The 17,807-nt window shown below is 70.8% G+C and carries 16 protein-coding genes and 1 pseudogene; 15 read left to right on the top strand and 2 right to left on the bottom strand.

From position 1 onward, the window contains the following. Positions 1-23: 23 nt before the first annotated feature. The 12 genes from ACZ7NC_RS13460 to ACZ7NC_RS13515 all read left to right on the top strand — a co-directional run bounded on the left by ACZ7NC_RS13460 (position 24) and on the right by ACZ7NC_RS13515 (position 12,918). Complete coding sequence (locus ACZ7NC_RS13460) at positions 24-1,592, top strand: glycoside hydrolase family 53 protein (RefSeq protein ID WP_471487754.1); 1,569 nt, start codon at positions 24-26, stop codon at positions 1,590-1,592. A gap of 322 nt (positions 1,593-1,914) precedes the next feature. Continuing rightward, complete coding sequence (crcB, locus tag ACZ7NC_RS13465; RefSeq protein WP_471487756.1) at positions 1,915-2,376, top strand: fluoride efflux transporter CrcB; 462 nt, start codon at positions 1,915-1,917, stop codon at positions 2,374-2,376. After that, positions 2,373-2,750: a DUF190 domain-containing protein gene (locus ACZ7NC_RS13470; protein WP_471487758.1), complete on the top strand. Its 378-nt coding sequence runs from the start codon at positions 2,373-2,375 to the stop codon at positions 2,748-2,750. The genes crcB (ACZ7NC_RS13465) and ACZ7NC_RS13470 overlap by 4 nt, the downstream gene beginning before the upstream one ends. Continuing rightward, positions 2,747-3,121 carry a fluoride efflux transporter CrcB gene (gene crcB, locus ACZ7NC_RS13475; RefSeq protein WP_471487760.1) on the top strand — a complete coding sequence of 125 codons (375 nt, stop codon included), beginning with the start codon at positions 2,747-2,749 and terminating at the stop codon, positions 3,119-3,121. The genes ACZ7NC_RS13470 and crcB (ACZ7NC_RS13475) overlap by 4 nt, the downstream gene beginning before the upstream one ends. A 94-nt stretch (positions 3,122-3,215) precedes the next feature. Beyond that, positions 3,216-4,055 (top strand): undecaprenyl-diphosphate phosphatase, encoded by an 840-nt coding sequence (locus ACZ7NC_RS13480; protein ID WP_471487762.1) that lies wholly within the window; start codon positions 3,216-3,218, stop codon positions 4,053-4,055. Between the two features lie 177 nt (positions 4,056-4,232). Continuing rightward, positions 4,233-4,910, top strand: a complete 678-nt coding sequence (locus tag ACZ7NC_RS13485; protein WP_471487764.1) for a FadR/GntR family transcriptional regulator — start codon at positions 4,233-4,235, stop codon at positions 4,908-4,910. Then, the gene (locus ACZ7NC_RS13490) at positions 4,907-6,346 is read left to right on the top strand and encodes an amino acid permease (protein WP_471487766.1); all 1,440 of its coding nucleotides are present in this window, start codon (positions 4,907-4,909) and stop codon (positions 6,344-6,346) included. The genes ACZ7NC_RS13485 and ACZ7NC_RS13490 overlap by 4 nt, the downstream gene beginning before the upstream one ends. A gap of 49 nt (positions 6,347-6,395) precedes the next feature. Continuing rightward, positions 6,396-7,412 (top strand): asparaginase, encoded by a 1,017-nt coding sequence (locus ACZ7NC_RS13495; RefSeq protein ID WP_471487767.1) that lies wholly within the window; start codon positions 6,396-6,398, stop codon positions 7,410-7,412. A gap of 119 nt (positions 7,413-7,531) precedes the next feature. Then, entirely contained in the window at positions 7,532-8,941 is a 1,410-nt protein-coding gene (gene aspA, locus ACZ7NC_RS13500; RefSeq protein WP_471487769.1) for an aspartate ammonia-lyase, read from the top strand. 51 nt (positions 8,942-8,992) lie between these two features. Next, positions 8,993-9,934, top strand: coding sequence for a glutaminase (locus ACZ7NC_RS13505; protein WP_471487771.1), 942 nt, complete (start codon positions 8,993-8,995; stop codon positions 9,932-9,934). A 240-nt stretch (positions 9,935-10,174) separates the two neighbouring features. Further along, positions 10,175-11,569: a polyprenol phosphomannose-dependent alpha 1,6 mannosyltransferase MptB gene (gene mptB, locus ACZ7NC_RS13510; RefSeq protein ID WP_471487773.1), complete on the top strand. Its 1,395-nt coding sequence runs from the start codon at positions 10,175-10,177 to the stop codon at positions 11,567-11,569. Beyond that, on the top strand, positions 11,566-12,918 hold the full coding sequence (locus tag ACZ7NC_RS13515; RefSeq protein WP_471487774.1) for a glycosyltransferase 87 family protein: 1,353 nt from the start codon (positions 11,566-11,568) through the stop codon (positions 12,916-12,918). Before mptB ends, ACZ7NC_RS13515 begins: the two co-directional genes overlap by 4 nt. Positions 12,919-12,956: 38 nt before the next feature. Here the strand turns inward: ACZ7NC_RS13515 and ACZ7NC_RS13520 are convergent. Together ACZ7NC_RS13520 and rho are read right to left on the bottom strand one after the other, a co-directional pair. Beyond that, positions 12,957-13,838: pseudogene (locus tag ACZ7NC_RS13520) on the bottom strand (D-alanyl-D-alanine carboxypeptidase family protein); the annotation flags it as partial. A gap of 92 nt (positions 13,839-13,930) precedes the next feature. After that, on the bottom strand, positions 13,931-15,067 hold the full coding sequence (gene rho, locus ACZ7NC_RS13525) for a transcription termination factor Rho (RefSeq protein ID WP_471487776.1): 1,137 nt from the start codon (positions 15,065-15,067) through the stop codon (positions 13,931-13,933). A 399-nt stretch (positions 15,068-15,466) separates the two neighbouring features. Here rho and ACZ7NC_RS13530 point away from each other — a divergent pair, with 399 nt between their 5' ends. The 3 genes from ACZ7NC_RS13530 to ACZ7NC_RS13540 are packed head-to-tail and all read left to right on the top strand — an operon-like array spanning position 15,467 to position 17,771. Beyond that, a complete protein-coding gene (locus ACZ7NC_RS13530; RefSeq protein ID WP_471487778.1) occupies positions 15,467-16,177 on the top strand; it encodes a nuclear transport factor 2 family protein in 711 nt (236 codons plus the stop codon). Further along, positions 16,174-16,515: a YciI family protein gene (locus ACZ7NC_RS13535; RefSeq protein ID WP_471487779.1), complete on the top strand. Its 342-nt coding sequence runs from the start codon at positions 16,174-16,176 to the stop codon at positions 16,513-16,515. Before ACZ7NC_RS13530 ends, ACZ7NC_RS13535 begins: the two co-directional genes overlap by 4 nt. Further along, a complete protein-coding gene (locus tag ACZ7NC_RS13540) occupies positions 16,512-17,771 on the top strand; it encodes an RNA polymerase sigma factor (protein WP_471487781.1) in 1,260 nt (419 codons plus the stop codon). Before ACZ7NC_RS13535 ends, ACZ7NC_RS13540 begins: the two co-directional genes overlap by 4 nt. Positions 17,772-17,807: the final 36 nt, after the last annotated feature.

The raw sequence follows: 17,807 nt of genomic DNA on the forward strand, positions 1-17,807 counted from the left end.
CGTCGAAGGGACGACGGACGAAGATGTTCCATCCCAGACGCACCCTCGGAGTCCTGCTGATACCGCTCGCCGCCGGACTCGCCCTCACCGCCCTGCCCGCGCAGACCGCCTCGGCGGCGAGCACGCTCACCAACGGCGGCTTCGAGTCGGACGGCACCGGCACCGCGACCCCGGCCGGCTGGTCCACGTACTCGGCGGCCGGGCAGAACTCCGCCTCCTTCACCGAAGCGGGCGGGCACAGCGGGAGTTACCGGCTGACCCACTGGTCCTCGTCGGCGTACAAGGTGGAGACCTACCAGTACCTGTCCGGCCTGACCAACGGGAACTACAAGCTCACCGCCTGGGTCCGCTCGGGCGGCGGCCAGAACTCGGCGTACATCGCGCTGAAGAACTGCGGCGGCGCCGAACAGCACACCGACCTCCCGGTCTCGGCGAGCGGCTGGATCCGGATCGTCGTGCCGGTCAGCGTGACCGGCAACCAGTGCACGATCAGCATCAACAGCGACGCGGGCGCGGGCAACTGGCTCAACGTCGACGACCTGACCTTCGCGTCCGGCACGGGTGGCACGTCGATCCACGGCGCCGACATCTCCTCCCTCGCCAAGAGCGAGGCCAAGGGCGGCCTCTACCGGACGAGTTCGGGCACCACCGGCGACGCGGTCACCATCCTGAAGAACGCCGGCATGAACTACGCGCGCCTGAAGGTCTGGGTCAACCCGGCCGACGGCTACAACAACAAGGCACGCGTTCTCGCCATGGCCAAGCGTGTCAAGGCGGCCGGCCTGAAGCTGCTGGTCGACTTCCACTACTCGGACACCTGGGCCGACCCGGGCGCCCAGGCCAAGCCGGCCGCCTGGTCCGGGCACTCGTACAGCCGGCTCAGGACCGACGTGTACGACCACACCTACGACGTCCTGAACGCGCTCAAGGCACAGGGCACCACCGCGGACATGGTCCAGGTGGGCAACGAGATCAACGGCGGCATGCTGTGGTCCGAGGGCTCAACGGACAACTGGGCGCAGCTCGCCGGCCTGCTCAACTCCGGCTACGACGCGGTCAAGGCGGTCAGCTCGTCCACCACGGTCGCACTGCACCTCGCCAAGGGCGGCGACCTCTCCGGCACCCGCTGGTGGTTCGACAACGCGGTCGCGAGCGGCGTGAAGTTCGACGCGATCGGCCTGTCGTACTACGGCTACTGGCACGGCACGCTCCACGACTTCCAGACGACCCTCGACGACGCGGCCTCCCGCTACGGCAAGCCGGTCTTCGTCGCCGAGACGGCCTACCCCTTCCGGCTGGACAGCGAGGACGCGCACGAGAACATCATCGACACCACCGCTGAACTGGTCTCCGGCTACCCCGCCACCGTGGCCGGGCAGACGAAGTGGATGAACGACGTCGCGAGCATCGTGGAGGCCGTCCCGAACGGCCGTGGCCTCGGCGTCTTCTACTGGGAGGCGACCTGGACCGCCGTCACGGGCAACGGCTGGGACCCGACCGACGCCTCCTCGGGCAACGGCTGGGAGAACCAGTCCCTGTTCGGCTACGACGACAAGGCGCTCTCGTCGACGGCGTGGTTCCGCCACCGGTGAGTCGGACGAGTCAGTGACGCGGGGCCCGGCCGCGCCGTCGCGGCCGGGCCCCGGCTTCCAGGGTCGGGCGGCCGACCCCCACCCGCACGCGCAGCCTGGCGCCCACGTCCGGCCGGTCCGGGTCCACGGCCAGAGGACCTGGGCGAAGCGGCAGGACGATCAGCCGACTGGACCGTTACCCTGTTGACCAGCCGCGATCACCCTCGCGGCGCGGTGGTGGGGCCCGCCGTACCCGAACCGCGGCAGTGGTGCCGCCAACGGTCCCTACTTGCACCCGCGAGGCCCGCACGCCCGGGCCCAGGCGAGTAGGAGACGTACGACCATGACAGCTCCGGACACCGAGAGCCTCCGCGCCCCCGCCGGCACCTCACGGCAGCCGGCCTGGCGGACGCAGGCGCCGATCGTCGCGGTGGTCGCGGCCGGCGGAGCGATCGGTGCCACGGCCCGGTACGCGCTCACCCTGTGGTGGCCGGTCCAGCCGGGCGGCTTCCCCTGGGCGACCTTCTGGACCAATGCCGCCGGCTGCGCCGTGATCGGCGTGTTCATGGTGGTGATCACGGAAGTGCGGGCCGCCCACCGCCTCGTCCGCCCCTTCTTCGGCACCGGCGTGCTCGGCGGCTTCACCACCTTCTCCACCTACGCCGTGGACATCCGCAGACTGGTGGAAGAGGGGCACCCTCGCACGGGGATGGCCTACCTGGCCGCCACCCTGATCACGGCACTTGCGGCGGTCTGGCTCGCGGCAGCGGCCACCCGCCGCGTCCTGAAGCGGAGGCAGTCATGACCAGACTGACCGGAAGGGCCCTGCGCCTGACCGTCCTCGTCGGCGAGCACGACACCTGGCACCACAAACCCCTCTACGCGGAGATCGTGCACCGAGCCCACGCGGCCGGCCTCGCGGGCGCCAGCGTCTTCCGCGGCATCGAGGGCTTCGGCGCCTCCTCGCTGATCCACACCTCACGGCTGCTGTCGCTGAGCGAGGACCTGCCGGTCGCGGTCGTGGTCGTCGACACCGAGGAGCGCGTACGGGCCTTCCTGCCGCAGCTCGACGAACTCGTCACCGAAGGGCTCGTCACCCTCGACGACTGCGAGGTCATCCGGTACACCGGCGGCGACATTCCGCGCACATCGGATACGAAAGGTAAGAAGTCGCCGTGAACTGGCTCCTGGTGATCGCGGGCGCCGCCGTCGGCGCGCCCCTGCGCTACCTCACCGACCGCGCGGTGCAGTCCCGGCACGACTCGGTGTTCCCCTGGGGCACCTTCGTCGTCAACGTCTCCGGCTGTCTGATCCTCGGCCTGCTCGCCGGCGCGGTGGCGGCCGGCGCCGCGAGCTCCCACCTCCAGCTGCTGCTCGGCACCGGCCTGTGCGGCGCCCTGACCACGTACTCGACCTTCTCGTACGAGACCCTGCGGCTGACCGAGGCGGGCGCCGGGCGCTACGCCGTCGCCAACGTCGTGGGGAGCGTGACCGTGGGCCTCGGTGCCGCGTTCCTCGGCGTGTCGGTCGCTCAGGCGGTGTGGTCGTAGGCCGCCATCGCGGCGTCGCGGGCCACGGATCCACACCCGCACCTGGTAGGACAGTGCGCACCAGCTGTCCCGCCGACCCCTGGAACTGGATCCCATGAGCGCCATCAGCGTCGGTCAGGCCTTCATCCTCGGAGCCGTCGAGGGGGTGACCGAGTTCCTGCCCGTCTCCTCGACCGGCCATCTGAAGATCACCGAAGGGCTGATGGGCATCCCCGTCGACGACGACGCGGTCGTCGGGTTCTCGGCCGTCATCCAGGTCGGTGCCATCGCCGCCGTCCTCGTGTACTTCTTCAAGGACATCGTGCGGATCGTCTCCGCGTGGCTGCGCGGGCTGCGGGACAAGGAGGAGCGGTACCACCACGACTACAAGTTCGCCTGGTGGGTGATCTACGCGACGATCCCGATTGTCGCCGTGGGCCTGGTCGCCAAGCCGCTCATCGAGGGACCGCTCGCCTCCCTGTGGGTGGTCGCGGGCTCGCTGATCGTGGGCAGCGGTGTGATGTGGGCGGCGGACCAGATGGGACGGCACAAGCGAGGGGAGGACGACACCTCCTTCAAGGACGCGATGCTCGTCGGCAGCTCCCAGATCCTCGCCCTGCTCTTTCCGGGCTTCTCACGCTCGGGCGCCACGATGTCCACGGCGCTGATGCTCGACCTCGATCGCGTCGCCGCCACCCGACTGTCGTTCTTCCTCGGCATTCCCGCCCTGACCGGTGCAGGCATCTACGAGCTGAAGGACGCCCTCGGCACCACGGGCACGGGCGCGCTGCCGCTGGCCGTCGGCACCGCCGTCTCCTTCGTCGTCGCCTACGCCTCCATCGCCTGGCTGCTCAAGTTCGTCGCCAAGCACTCCTTCAACGCCTTCGTGATCTACCGGATCGTCGTCGGGCTGCTGCTGTTCGGGCTGCTGGGCGCGGGTGTGATCAACAGCTGACGGGAGCCCCGGCGTGATGCCGGCTCTCACGGGCGTGATGCCGGCTTTGAGGCGTCACGCCCGGTGAATCTCTCCCTTCGCATCCCTTGACACCACCCACAGCTCACCCGGAGTATCACTCCCGTGAACCTGTCAGACAGCCGGACAGCCGGACAGCCTCCGCGACGCATCAGCGCCATGGAAGCGGTCCTGGCGCATCTGCGCGACGCCATCGAGCGCGGCGACTACGCCGTCGGCGACAAGCTCCCCTCCGAGGCGGAGCTGTGCCGCACCCTGGAGATCAGCAGGCCCGTCCTGCGCGAGGCCCTGCGGGCCCTGCAGACCATGGGCCTGACCGTCTCCAAGACCGGCAAGGGCACCTTCGTCGTCGCCAGCACCGTCGAGGACCCCACCTTCGGCGACTACTCGGCGAGCGACCTGCTGGAGGTGCGCCGTCACGTCGAGATCCCGGTCGCCGGGTACGCGGCGCTGCGCCGCACCCCGGAGAACCTCGACCACCTGGCTCACCTGCTCGACCGTATGGAACGGGAGACGGACACCACCGCGTGGGTCGCGATGGACACCCTCTTCCACCTGGCCGTGGCCGAGGCCGCCCAGAACCCGGTCTTCCGCCGGGTCATCGAGGAGATCCGTGACGCACTGGCGCGTCAGTCGGCCTTCCTCAACGAACTGGGCGGCCGCCGCGAACAGTCCAACCGGGAGCACCGCGCCATCGTCGAGGCGCTGATCGACGGTTCCGAACTCGACGCGACCGACGCCATGGCGCACCACCTCGACCGCGTCGAGACGACCCTCACCGACATCGTGCGCCCCCCGCGCACGGACAGCCCCACGGAAGGCGGACCCGAGGCGTGAGCGAGCAGCACCTCAAAGAAGAGACGCGCCCCTCGTCCGGTCACGTAGACGCCGGAGACCATGGCTACAGCAAGTCGCTGAAGGCCCGGCACGTCAACATGATCGCCATCGGCGGTGCCATCGGCACCGGCCTGTTCCTCGGTGCCGGCGGCCGACTCGCCGACGCCGGCCCGTCCCTGTTCATCGCCTACGCGGTCTGCGGAATCTTCGCCTTCCTCGTCGTCCGCGCCCTCGGCGAACTCGTCCTGTACCGGCCCTCCTCCGGCGCCTTCGTGTCGTACGCCCGGGAGTTCATGGGGGAGAAGGGCGCGTACACGGCGGGCTGGATGTACTTCCTGAACTGGGCGACCACCGGCATCGCCGACATCACGGCGGTCGCCACCTACACCCACTACTGGGGCATGTTCTCCGACATACCGCAGTGGGTGATCGCGCTCATAGCGCTCGCCGTCGTCCTGACCGTGAACCTGATCTCGGTGAAGTTCTTCGGCGAACTGGAGTTCTGGTTCGCGATCATCAAGGTCGGCGCGCTCGTCGTCTTCATGCTGATCGGCATCTTCCTGCTGGTCACCCAGCAGCCCGTGGACGGCCACACCCCCGGCCCGTCCCTGATCACCGACAACGGCGGCGTCTTCCCCAACGGCCTGCTCCCGATGCTGCTCATCGTCCAGGGCGTCGTCTTCGCCTACGCCTCCGTCGAGCTGGTCGGCGTCGCCGCCGGTGAGACCGAGAACCCCGAGAAGATCATGCCGAAGGCGATCAACTCGATCATGTGGCGCGTCGGCCTGTTCTACGTCGGCTCGGTCGTCCTGCTGTCGATGCTGCTGCCCTGGTCGTCGTACAAGGCGGGCGAGAGCCCCTTCGTCACCGTGCTGTCCAACATCGGCATCCCGGCGGCCGGCGGCATCATGAACCTGGTCGTGCTCACCGCGGCCATGTCCTCGCTCAACTCCGGCCTGTACTCCACCGGCCGCATCCTGCGCTCCATGGCGATGTCCGGCTCCGCCCCGAAGTTCACCTCGGTGATGAGCCGCAGCCAGGTCCCGTACGGCGGCATCCTGCTGACCAGCGGTATCTGTGTCCTCGGCGTCGGTCTCAACTTCGTCGTCCCCGCCGAGGCGTTCGAGATCGTGCTGAACTTCGCGGCCATCGGCATCCTCTCCACCTGGGGCATGATCATGATCTGTCACCTGCTCTTCTGGCAGAAGACCCAGAAGGGCGAGCTGACCCGCCCCGGCTACCGACTGCCGGGCTCCCCCTGGACCGAACTCGTGACCCTGGCCTTCCTGGCCTCCGTCCTGGTCCTCATGTACGCCGACGGCGGCGCCGGCCGCACCACCGTGCTGTGCCTGCCGCTGATCGTCGCGGCGCTGGTCGCGGGCTGGTACGCCATCCGCAGCCGGGCCGGGCGCACCACAGGCAAGGCCGACGCGTGACAGCGTGTCGGTCGACGACCCCTCATCGACCCACGACAGCCAGGCAGTGATGTACAGCAGCTCCATAGCGGACGCACCCCTTGTCCGCGAACCCCTCCACGCCCCCGTCGCCCACCTCATACGCGGCGGAATGATCGAAGGCATCCACTACGGCTCCGTCGTCGTCCTCGGTGACGACGGCGAGGTCCGGTTCCAGCTCGGTGACATCGAGGCCGCCTTCTATCCGCGCTCCGCGCTCAAGCCCGTCCAGGCCGTCGCCATGGTCCGGGCCGGGCTCCCGCTCGACGGCGAGCTGCTCTCGCTCACCGCGGCGAGCCACTCCGGCGAGGAACGCCACCTCGCCGGCACCCGGCGCATCCTCGAACTCGCCGGGCTCACCGAGGACCATCTGCGCAACGTCCCGGACATGCCGTACGACCAGGTCGTCCGGGACACCTGGGTCCGGGAGGGCCGCGCGCCCTCCCGGCTCGCCCAGAACTGCTCCGGCAAGCACGCGGCGATGCTGTACACCTGCCGGCTCAACGGCTGGTCCCTGGACGACTACCTGGACCCCGCACACCCGCTCCAGCAGGCCATCGCCGAGATTGTCGAGGACCTCACCGGGCAGCGGATCGCGCGCGTGACCGTCGACGGGTGCGGTGCGCCGCTGTTCTCCGTCTCGCTGCACGGCCTGGCCCGTGCGGCGGCTCGTATCACCTCCGCGGCGCCGGGCACGCCCGAGGCTCGGATCGCCGACGCGATGCGGGAGCATGCGGAGATGGCCTCTGGCTCCGGGCGGGATGTGGCCGCGCTGATGCGGGCCGTGCCGGGGCTGCTCGCCAAGGACGGCTTCGAGGGCGTGCAGGTCGCCGCCCTGCCGGATGGGCGGGCTGTCGCTGTGAAGATCGCTGATGGGGCGAATCGGGCACGTGTGCCGGTTGGTGCGGCGGCGCTTGCCTTCGCCGGGGTCGATCCGGAGCTGCTCACCGAGTTCCGGGGTGAAGCGCTTCTTGGCGGCGGCCGGGAGGTCGGGTGTGTGCGGCCCGTTCGATCCCTTGAGCCGGTAGTGGTTCCGGCCTGCGCCTAGTGCTCCGGGCCGACATATCGTTCGGCGACTGCGGGCCCGTTGTGGCTTGTCGCGCAGTTCCCCGCGCCCCTTTCAGGGGCGCCAACCATCAACCCCTTTGAAAGAGGAACCGTTCCCTCATGACCGCCGCCACCCGCAGCGAGCACGACCTCCTCGGCGACCGTGACGTCCCCGCCGATGCCTACTGGGGTGTCCACACCCTGCGCGCCACCGAGAACTTCGCCATTACCGGTACGCCCATCTCCGCCTACCCGCACCTCATCGACGCCCTCGCCGCCGTCAAGGAGGCCGCCGCCCTCGCCAATGAGGAACTCGGCCTGCTGGACCCGAAGAAGGCCGACGCCATCGTCGCCGCCTGCCGAGAGATCCGCGACGGCAAGCTGCACGAGCAGTTCGTCGTCGACGTCATCCAGGGCGGTGCCGGCACCTCGACGAACATGAACGCCAACGAGGTCGTCGCCAACCGGGCGTTGGAGCTGCTGGGCCACCAGAAGGGCCAGTACCAGTACCTGCACCCCAACGAGGACGTCAATCTCGGCCAGTCGACGAACGACGTCTATCCGACCGCCGTCAAGATCGCGACGGTGTTCGCGGTACGGGGGCTGCTCAAGGCGATGGCCGTGCTGCAGGACGCGTTCGCCGGCAAGGCCGTCGAGTTCCGTGACGTGCTCAAGATGGGCCGCACGCAGTTGCAGGACGCGGTGCCGATGACGCTGGGTCAGGAGTTCTCCGCGTACGCCGTGATGATCGACGAGGACCGGTCCCGGCTCGCCGAGGCGGTCGAGCTGATCCACGAGATCAACCTGGGCGCCACGGCCATCGGCACCGGCCTCAACGCCCCCGCCGGATACGCCGAGTCGGCCCGCCGCCACCTGGCCGAGATCACCGGGCTGCCGCTGGTCACCGCCGCCAACCTGGTCGAGGCCACCCAGGACTGCGGCGCGTTCGTCCAGATGTCCGGCGTGCTCAAGCGCATCGCCGTCAAGCTGTCCAAGAGCTGCAACGACCTGCGCCTGCTGTCGTCCGGGCCGCGTGCGGGTCTCGGCGAGATCAACCTGCCGCCGGTGCAGGCGGGTTCGTCGATCATGCCCGGCAAGGTCAACCCGGTGATCCCCGAGGTCGTCAACCAGGTCGCCTTCGAGGTGATCGGCAACGACGTCGCCATCACCATGGCCGCCGAGGCCGGACAGCTCCAGCTCAACGCCTTCGAGCCGATCATCCTGCACTCCCTGTCGGAGTCCATCACACACCTGCGGGCCGCTTGCCTGACCCTCGCCGAGCGCTGCGTGAACGGCATCACCGCCAACACCGAGGCACTGCGCCGGACCGTGGAGAACTCCATCGGCCTGGTCACCGCCCTCAACCCGTACATCGGGTACACGGCCGCCACCGACATCGCCAAGGAGGCCCTCGTCAGCGGCCGGGGCGTGGCCGAACTCGTCCTGGAGAAGGGCCTGTTGCCCGCCGAGACCCTCGCCGACCTGCTGCGGCCCGAGGTCGTCGCAGGCAACGGCCAGGCTCTCGTCTGACGAGTACGGACACATACCGCGGATGGGCGCCGGGACCGGCCGGGAGGCACAATGGTGATCATGGCAGCGTCGACGTCGTCACTGACCTTCCAGCCGATCCTGGAACGCATCGCGGAGGAGATCGAGCGGACCCCCGGCCGCGGCCGGCCCGCCGACTACATCCCGGCGCTCGCGGCCTGCGACCCGCGCAGCTTCGGCATGGCCGTCGCGGAACTCGACGGCACGGTGTACGGCGTGGGGGACTGGCGCGAGCCGTTCTCCACGCAGTCCCTCACCAAGGTCTTCACCCTCGCCCTCGACCTGACCCGTGAGGGCGACGAACTCTGGGAGTACGTGGGCCGCGAGCCCTCCGGCAACCCCTTCAACTCCCTGATCCAGCTGGAGTACGAGAACGGCATCCCGCGCAACCCGTTCATCAACGCCGGCGCCCTGGTCGTCACCGACCGGCTCCAGACCCGTACCGGCGACGCGGCCGGTGAACTCCTCGCCTTCCTGCGTGCCGAGAGCGGCAACCCGACCCTGGACTTCGACAAGGACGTCGCGGCCTCCGAATCGGCGCACGGCGACCGCAACGCCGCCCTCGCCCACTTCATGGCGTCGTACGGCAACATCGACAACCCCGTACCGGCCCTGCTCGACCAGTACTTCCGTCAGTGCTCCATCAAGGCCTCCTGCGGAGACCTGGCCCTGGCCACCTCTTTCCTGGCCCGCCACGGCGTCCGAGCCGACGGCACCCGCCTGCTCACTCGAAGCCAGGCCAAACAGATCAACGCCGTCATGCTGACCTGCGGCACCTACGATGCGGCAGGCGACTTCGCCTACCGCGTCGGCCTGCCCGGCAAGAGCGGCGTGGGTGGCGGAATCATCGCGGTGGTGCCGGGCCGGTGCACGCTGTGTGTGTGGAGCCCGGGCCTGGACGAACGAGGCAATTCGGTGGCAGGAGTGGCGGCTCTGGACAGGTTCACAACCTTGACCGGCCTGTCAGTGTTCTAGAGGGGGCGCTGCAGTGTCCCCTCAGGGGCGCGGGGCCGTATCGATATGCGGCTCCGCCGCGTGGGCGCGACCAGCCACAACGCTCCCGCAGTCGGCAAGCCACCGCACCAGGCAGACGCGTCGCAGTCTTCAACACATGGCCACAATCGATCACCGGCCGGACACATCCCGGCTTCCCCCCGGAGAGAACGCCGTCAACTGACGGCCACCCCGCGTTGACACGCTGAGCGAGTGTTGGCCATGGCTTTCCCCGTCGATCTCCGCCGCTGCCAGATACTCGGTCTGGCCGGTACCGCCTTTCTCGCCCTGGGCGGTGAGACGTCCGGCGCGCTGCCGGTCCGGGAACTCCTGGCCCCGAGCTCGGTCCACGCGGCCCTCGGCCTGGTCGGCGTGTACTTCGGCGTCGTCCTGCTGATAGCGGCGTGGCTGCTGCTCGGCCGGCTCGTGCGCAGCGCCGACCCGCCGACCCCGCGCGCCCTGCTGCTGGTACTGGCCGTGTGGGCCACGCCGCTGCTGATCGCGCCGCCGCTGTTCAGCCGGGACGTCTACAGCTATCTGGCCCAAGGGGCCATGGTCGACGCGCATATCGACGTGTACGCGTACGGCCCCTCCCACCTCGGCGGCCCGCTCGCGGACGAGGTCGCCCCGCTGTGGCGGCACACGGCGGCCCCCTACGGCCCGGTGTTCCTCGGCGTCGCCTCCGTGCTGTCCGGCGCGACCCGCGGCGAACTGCCCGCAGGGCTCCTCGGCATGCGCCTGATAGCGCTGCTCGGCGTGGGGCTGATGGCGGCCGCGCTGCCGCGACTGGCCCGGCACAGCGGAGCCGACCCGTCGGCCGCGCTGTGGCTGGGTGCCCTGAACCCGCTCGTGCTGCTGCACCTGGTCGCGGGCGCCCACAACGACGCCATCATGCTGGGCCTGCTGGGCGCCGGACTGGTCGCGGCGCTCGGCCGGTGGCCCATCCTGGGGGCCGTGCTCGTCACGCTGGCCGCGCTGGTCAAGGCGCCCGCCGCGCTGGGCCTCGTCGCCGTCGTACTGCTCCAGATGCGCTCCGGCCACCACCCGGTGAAGGCCGTCCTGACCACGGCCGCCGCGTCCGCCGCCGCCACGGTCGCCGCCACGGCCGTGGCGGGCACGGGATACGGCTGGATAGGCGCCCTGGACACCCCGGTCTCCGCGCAGAACTGGGCACTCACCAGCCTGCTCGGTCGGGCCACCGGTTCGTTGCTGGAGCAGGCCGGCAGCGATCTGGCGCCGCTGGCCGTCCCGGTGTGGCACGCCTTCGGCCTGGTGCTGACCGGGGTCCTGGTGCTCCTCATATGGTGGCGCTGGCGTCCGCGCCCGGTGTACGCGCTCGGCCTGAGCCTGGCGGCCGTGGCCGCCTTCGGACCGGCGATCCGCCCCTGGTACGCGCTGTGGGGGCTGTTCCTCATCGCCGCGGCGGCGCCCAGCACCTCCGTACGGCACCGCGTGGCGGCTCTCACGGGAGTGCTCGCGCTCACGGTACTGCCCAGCGGCGGCTCCGCGGATGTCGGCCAGCTGGTGCTGGCGGTCTCCGGCGGCGTGCTCGCCGTGATCGTCCTGTGGCAGGCACATATGGCCGCGCAGGCCCCGGCGTTGGAGCGCACCGCATGAGACTGCCCAGCACCGACCGCGGCCGGCTCGCGCTCGCTCTCGTGCTCGTCGTGGCCGTAACCGTCTTCACCGCCACCGTGCCGTTGCTGCGCGACTGGTTCGACCTGCGCGTCTACTACGGCACCGTCGACAGCTGGATGCACCACGACGGCCGTCTCTACGACTACCGGGTGCCCGGCACCACATACGGCTTCACCTACCCGCCGTTCGCCGCCGTCGTCATGCTGCCCATGGCGCTGGTGGACCTGCATGTCGCCATCGCGCTGGCGCTGCTGCTCAACCTGGCGGCGCTGGCCTTCGTGCTGCGCGTGCTGACCGGGCGGGCCTGGCGGCGCTACGGCTGGTACGGCTGTGCGCTGGCCGTCTGCGCGCTTGCCCTGTTCGAACCGCTGCGGGACACCTTCAGCTTCGGGCAGGTGAACATCCTGCTGCTGGCCCTGGTGCTCCTCGACTGCTGGTTGCTGTCGACCGGCCGGGAGCGCTGGGCGGGCGTGGGCATCGGCCTGGCGGCGGCGATCAAGCTGACGCCGGCCGCGTTCATCGGTCTGCTGCTGGTGGCCCGGCGCTGGCGGGCCGCCGCCGTGGCGACGGCCGTCGCCACGGCGGCGACGGCGCTGGCGGCGTGGGCGGCGCCGGGGGCGTCCCGCTTCTACTGGACGCACGCGATGTGGGACACCACCCGGGTGGGCCGTCTCGACTATGTCTCCAACCAGTCGCTGCAAGGCATCCTGGCCCGGCTGGACGTGTCGAGCCGCGCGGTCTGGGCGGTGGTGGTGCTGCTGGTCCTGGGCGTCTGGGTGGCCCGCACCCGCCGGGCGGTTGTGGCGGGCGACTGGACGGCGGCGTTCGCGCTGACCGGGCTCACCGCCTGCCTTGTCAGCCCGATCACCTGGGTCCACCACCTGGTGTGGCTGCTGCCGTCCTTCGCCGTCCTGGTCCGCGACGGGCACCGGCGGGTCGCGGCCGTCCTGTACGCGGTGCTGTGCACCAGCGTGGTGTGGCTGTGGTTCGACGACGCGTCCGGCGTCGACGGCTTCCTCGGCAGCAACACCTACGCCTGGATCGCCCTCGGTCTGCTGCTGTGGCTGCCGGTCGGTCAACTCGGCGCCGACCGCTCCACCCTGCCGCGGGTCACGAGCGACACGGCACCGGCCCCCACGCCGGCGGCGCCCGCGACAGCGCAGGCCTCGGCCCAGCCCGCCCCGCCCTCGGGCGCCACCGCCGCCACGACGGGCACCGTCTCGGGCCCCGGACTGGGTCTGGCCCGCAAGCCGTCGAGCGACCCCACCGGTTCGACCCGGCCGGCCGCGCCGAATCCCCAGTCGAGCAGTTCGCCGGCCTCCTCGTAGACAGTGCCCCCGCCGCCCGCCCGGGGATTGAGCACCGTCACGACGAGCGTGCGACCACCCCGGCGGGCGGCGGCGACCAGCGTGTTGCCCGCCTCGCTGGTGTAGCCGTTCTTGATGCCGATCGCCCCCGGGTACCGGGTCACACCGTCGGCGCCGGTCAGCAGCCGGTTGGTGTTGCGGATCGGGTACTTCCAGCCGCCCCCGCCCGGGAACATCGCCTCGGCCGTCCCGCAGAACCGTGCGAACTCCGCGTTGCGCAGCCCCGCCCGGCCGAACACCGCCAGGTCGTACGCCGAAGACACCTGGCCGGGCGTGTCGTAGCCGTCCGGCGACACCACCCGTGTGTCGAGGGCGCCCAGCGCACGCGCCTTGGCCTGCATCCGGGCGGCCGTGGCGCGCCAGCCGCCGTTGAGGGAGGCCAGCACCCGCACGGCGTCGTTGCCGGAGCTGAGGAACACCCCGCGCCACAGATCGGCGATCCGGTACGTACGTCCCTCGGCGACCCCGACCAGACTGCTGCCGGCGCCGATCCCCGCCAGTTCCTCCTCGCGCACGGTGTGCGGGACACCGGCGGGCAGGGTCGGCAGCAGGGTGAGCGCGAAGAGTGTCTTCAGGGTGCTTGCGGGCGGCAGTCTCCGGTGCGCTTCGTGCGCGGCGAGCACCTCGCCGGTGCCGGCGTCGGCCACCAGCCACGACAGCGCCGAGACCTCGGGGACCGGGGGCGTTCCGGGACGTGGCCGCGCCAGTGTGCCGGACCGGTACAGCAGCGCGGGCCGTGGGGTCGCCGCTCGGCTCTCGTCGGCCGTGTCGGGGTCGCGTCCGGTGCGGGCGACCGCCGTGGCGGGCGCGAGCGCCAGCAGACCGGCCGCGCAGAGCACACAGGTGGACACAAGCGTCCGGTAAGGAAATCCGATCTTCATACCGTCAACGTAGGAAGGCAGCCGCCTCGGAACACGCTGGCCGGGCCGGTCGGGGCGCGCCTGCACCCGGACGGGCGATGCTCCGTGACGTCTCACTCGCCGGGCAGCGTCGGCCGGATCCGCCGAAGGAAGGTGGCGTTGTCGGGCGTCTCGCGCAGGCGTTCCAGGAGGGTCTCCAGGTTGGACTGGCCGTCCCGGGTCTGCAGGGCCCGGCGCAGTCCGCGTACGGCGGTCAACTCGGCCGGGGCCAGCAGGAGTTCCTCACGCCGGGTGCCGGACGGGTTGATGTCGACGGCGGGGAAGACGCGGCGGTGGGCGAGGTCCCGGCTCAGGCGCAGCTCCATGTTGCCGGTGCTCTTGAGCTCCTCGAAGAAGTAGTCGTCGGCCCGGGAGCCGGTCTCCACCAGGGCCGTGGCGAGGATGGTGAGCGAACCGCCCTCCTCGGCGAGGCGCGCGGCACCGAAGAACCGCTTCGGCCCGTGCAGCGCGGCCGCGTCGACGCCGCCGCTCAGGGTGCGGCCACCGGACGAGGCCGCGTTGTTGTGCGCCCGGCACAGCCGGGTCAGGGAGTCCAGCAGGATGACGACGTCCTCGCCGGCCTCGACGAGCCGCTTGGCCCGCTCGATGACGAGCTCGGCCAGCGCGATGTGCTGCTTGGGCGCTTGGTCGAAGGTCGAGGCGTACACCTCGCCCCGCACCGAGCGCCGCATGTCGGTGACTTCCTCGGGGCGTTCGTCGAGGAGCACCACCATCAGCCGGCACTCGGGATGGTTGCCGGCGACGGCGGCCGCGATCTGTTGGAGGAGGACGGTCTTGCCGGTCTTGGGCGGGGCCACGATCAGACCGCGCTGGCCCTTGCCCACGGGGGCGATGAGGTCGGCGACCCGGCCGGTCTGACCGGACGCCGGGTGTTCGAGGCGGATCCGCTCACGCGGGTGAAGCGGCGTCAGTTCGCCGAAGCGGCGCCGGTTCTGGCCGGGCGCGCGCCCGTTGACGAGGGCGACCTCGGTGAGGGTGCGCCGGTCGCCGCGTACGCCGTCGACGAGGTCGCCCTTGCGGAGGCCGTACCGGCGGATGAGCGTGGGGGAGACCTGAGGGTCGGCGGGGGTGGGCAGCAGGTTCGCGGCGCGCAGGTGCCCCTTCCCGCTCGCGTCGATGTCGAGGACACCGGTGACGGCCTGGGCCGGGCGCTGCTGCTGGACAGGTGGGTGTTCGAGTGTGGTGGTCATGGTGGTCGGTCCTTTCAAGGACGGAAGGCATGGGACATGCGGAAGGAAGGGATGAGCCGCGGACATCGGGAAGGCGGACAGAGCGCCTTCTGGCGGCGGGAAACAACACCTCGACAGCGACTTACCGCTGGTCACGAGATGGTGCGGAGAAGCCGGTTACATCGACCGGCGAACTACGGGAACTGCACCGGCGCCCACGACTGGGCGTACACAAGTGCTGACACGACGGTACCACGGTCATTCAGCGCGTGGCGAGCAGTCCGTATGGGGGGGAACGCACCCAGGACTTCTCCTATTCCGTGCGTCCACTGTTTCGTACGTCCACTCACTCGGGTGTCGATTCGAACCGGTCCCGTTCGTCGGTGGGGTGTAGGAAGCTCATGAGGACCGGGAGGATCCATGAAGTACATGCTGCTCGTCTGCGGCGACGACACCGCCGACGCCTCGGGCATGACCCCCGTCGAGCCCTGGGTGGAAGACCTCGGCGACCGCCGCGTACGCCTGCACGGCCATCGCCTGGCGCTTCCCGGCCAGGCCGTCACCGTGCGGGTACGCGACGGCGAGGTGCTGCGCGGCGACGGCCCGTTCGCGGAGACGAAGGAGTACGTCGCCGGGTTCGACATTCTGGAGTGCGACGACATCGAGGAGGCGATCGAGGCGGCCGCGCGGCATCCCGTGGCCACCATCGGGGCCATGGAGGTGCGGCCGTTCTGGGAGGACGAGGACGCCGAGACACAGATCCGCAGCCTCGACGCCGAGCTGACCCGGGCGGCGCGGGAGCGGGACGTCGACCGCATGGCGGCCTGCTACGCCCCGGACGTGGTGGCGTACGGCAGGGGCCGGGACCACCAGGGGGCGGACGCCCTGCGCAAGTCGATGGAGGAGTGGTTCGCCGGCGTCACCGGTCCCGTCATCCGCGAGGTGCTGGAGCTGCACGTCCACGTCGACGAGAGCGTCGCCTTCGGTCACGCCCTCGTCCGGCTGCGCGCCACCCGCACGGACGGCACCCCCATCGACGACACGATGTACGTCACCACCGGCTACCGCGACGTCGGTCTGCGCCGGCTGATCGCGCACGAGCACGTCTCTCTCACCGAGGAGCGGTCATGAGGTACGTCCTTTTCATCTGCACCTCCGTCGCAGGCGAGGAACTCAGCCCCGGGGAGATCGCCGAGGACCCGCGCTTCACCGCGTACATCGACGAGGTCCGCAGCCGCGACATCGTCAAGGGCGGCGCCCGCCTGCGGCCGCACAGCGACGCCACCACCGTGCGCGTCCAGGGTGACGAAGTGCTGCTCAGCGACGGGCCCTTCGTGGAGTCCAAGGAGTACGTCGCCGGCATCGACATCATCGAGGTCGCCGACCTGGACGAGGCCATCTCGCTGGCGTCCAGGCATCCCGCGGCCCTCGCCGGCGGCTCGGTGGAAGTGCGGCCGGTCTGGGAGTGAGCGCCACGAACGACGTCGAGGAGGCCGTCGCCGCGGCCTTCCGGGAGGAATGGGGCCAGGTCGTCGCCACCCTGATCCGGGTGACCGGCGACTGGGACCTCGCCGAGGAGTGCGCCCAGGACGCCTTCGCCCAGGCCCTCGACCGGTGGCGGCGCGACGGAGTTCCGCGCCGCCCCGGCGCCTGGCTGACCACGACCGCCCGCAACCGCGCCCTGGACGTACTGCGCCGGGAGGCGGTGGGGGCGCCGAAACTCAGGGAGGTGGCGGTGCTGGCCCGCGACCAGCCGTCGTACGAGCCCGAAGGCGGCGGTGACGACAGTGGTGTGCAGGACGACCGGCTGCGGCTGATCTTCACCTGCTGCCATCCCGCGCTGCCCATCGAGGCCCGGGTCGCCCTGACGCTGCGCACTCTGGCCGGTCTGACCACGCCGGAGATCGCCCGCGCCTTCCTCGTCCCCGAGGCGACCATGGCGCAGCGCCTGGTGCGCGCCAAGCGGAAGATCCGTAACGCCGGGATCCCTTACCGGGTGCCGCCCGCCCATCTCCTGCCCGAGCGCACCACCGGTGTGCTCGGCGTGATCTACCTCCTGTTCAACGAGGGGTACGCGGCCACCGCCGGCGCCGATCTCGTGCGGACGAACCTCTGCGCCGAGGCGATCCGCCTGGCCCGTGTCCTCGCCCGCCTCATGCCCGACGAGCCCGAAGTGCTCGGCCTGCTCGCGCTGTTGCTGCTCCACGACGCCCGCCGGGACACACGGGTCGACGCGGCCGGCGAACTGGTGACCCTGGAGGACCAGGACCGAACGGCCTGGGACCGCGCGAAGGCCGACGAGGGCACCGCCCTGCTGGAGACCGCGCTGCGGCGTGGCCGCGCCGGGCCGTACCAGATCCAGGCCGCCATCGCCGCCTGCCACACCAACGCGCCCGGCGCCGAGGACACCGACTGGGCCGATATCGCCGCCCTGTACGGCGAGTTGAGCCGCTTCGTGCCCTCCGCCGTGGTCCGCCTCAACCGCGCGGTCGCCGTAGGGATGGCCGAGGGCACGGAGGCGGGCCTCGCCCTGGTCGCGCGGTTGGAGGAGGAGGGGGAACTGGCCGGGTACCACCTGCTGCCCGCCACCCGAGCCGATCTGCTGCGCCGCAGCGGTCGTACGGACGAGGCGGCCGACGCCTACCGGCGGGCGCTGGAACTGGTGGAGAACGACGCGGAACGGAGGTTCCTCGAAAGGCGGCTCACCGAGTGCCGATCCGCGTAGGGGATCGGCTGGCGTGTGCCGTGCTCGCGGCGGCCC

This window comes from Streptomyces sp. NPDC111802 (genome assembly GCF_055634335.1).

Excerpts from the sequence above, each read along its gene's own strand:
- ACZ7NC_RS13460 (WP_471487754.1), top strand. The coding sequence starts at position 24 with ATGTTCCATCCCAGACGCACCCTCGGAGTCCTGCTGATACCGCTCGCC.
- crcB (WP_471487756.1), top strand. The coding sequence starts at position 1,915 with ATGACAGCTCCGGACACCGAGAGCCTCCGCGCCCCCGCCGGCACCTCA.
- ACZ7NC_RS13470 (WP_471487758.1), top strand. The coding sequence starts at position 2,373 with ATGACCAGACTGACCGGAAGGGCCCTGCGCCTGACCGTCCTCGTCGGC.
- ACZ7NC_RS13480 (WP_471487762.1), top strand. The coding sequence starts at position 3,216 with ATGAGCGCCATCAGCGTCGGTCAGGCCTTCATCCTCGGAGCCGTCGAG.
- ACZ7NC_RS13485 (WP_471487764.1), top strand. The coding sequence starts at position 4,233 with ATGGAAGCGGTCCTGGCGCATCTGCGCGACGCCATCGAGCGCGGCGAC.
- ACZ7NC_RS13495 (WP_471487767.1), top strand. The coding sequence starts at position 6,396 with ATGTACAGCAGCTCCATAGCGGACGCACCCCTTGTCCGCGAACCCCTC.
- aspA (WP_471487769.1), top strand. The coding sequence starts at position 7,532 with ATGACCGCCGCCACCCGCAGCGAGCACGACCTCCTCGGCGACCGTGAC.
- ACZ7NC_RS13505 (WP_471487771.1), top strand. The coding sequence starts at position 8,993 with ATGGTGATCATGGCAGCGTCGACGTCGTCACTGACCTTCCAGCCGATC.
- mptB (WP_471487773.1), top strand. The coding sequence starts at position 10,175 with ATGGCTTTCCCCGTCGATCTCCGCCGCTGCCAGATACTCGGTCTGGCC.
- ACZ7NC_RS13515 (WP_471487774.1), top strand. The coding sequence starts at position 11,566 with ATGAGACTGCCCAGCACCGACCGCGGCCGGCTCGCGCTCGCTCTCGTG.
- rho (WP_471487776.1), bottom strand. The coding sequence starts at position 15,067 with ATGACCACCACACTCGAACACCCACCTGTCCAGCAGCAGCGCCCGGCC.
- ACZ7NC_RS13530 (WP_471487778.1), top strand. The coding sequence starts at position 15,467 with ATGAAGTACATGCTGCTCGTCTGCGGCGACGACACCGCCGACGCCTCG.
- ACZ7NC_RS13535 (WP_471487779.1), top strand. The coding sequence starts at position 16,174 with ATGAGGTACGTCCTTTTCATCTGCACCTCCGTCGCAGGCGAGGAACTC.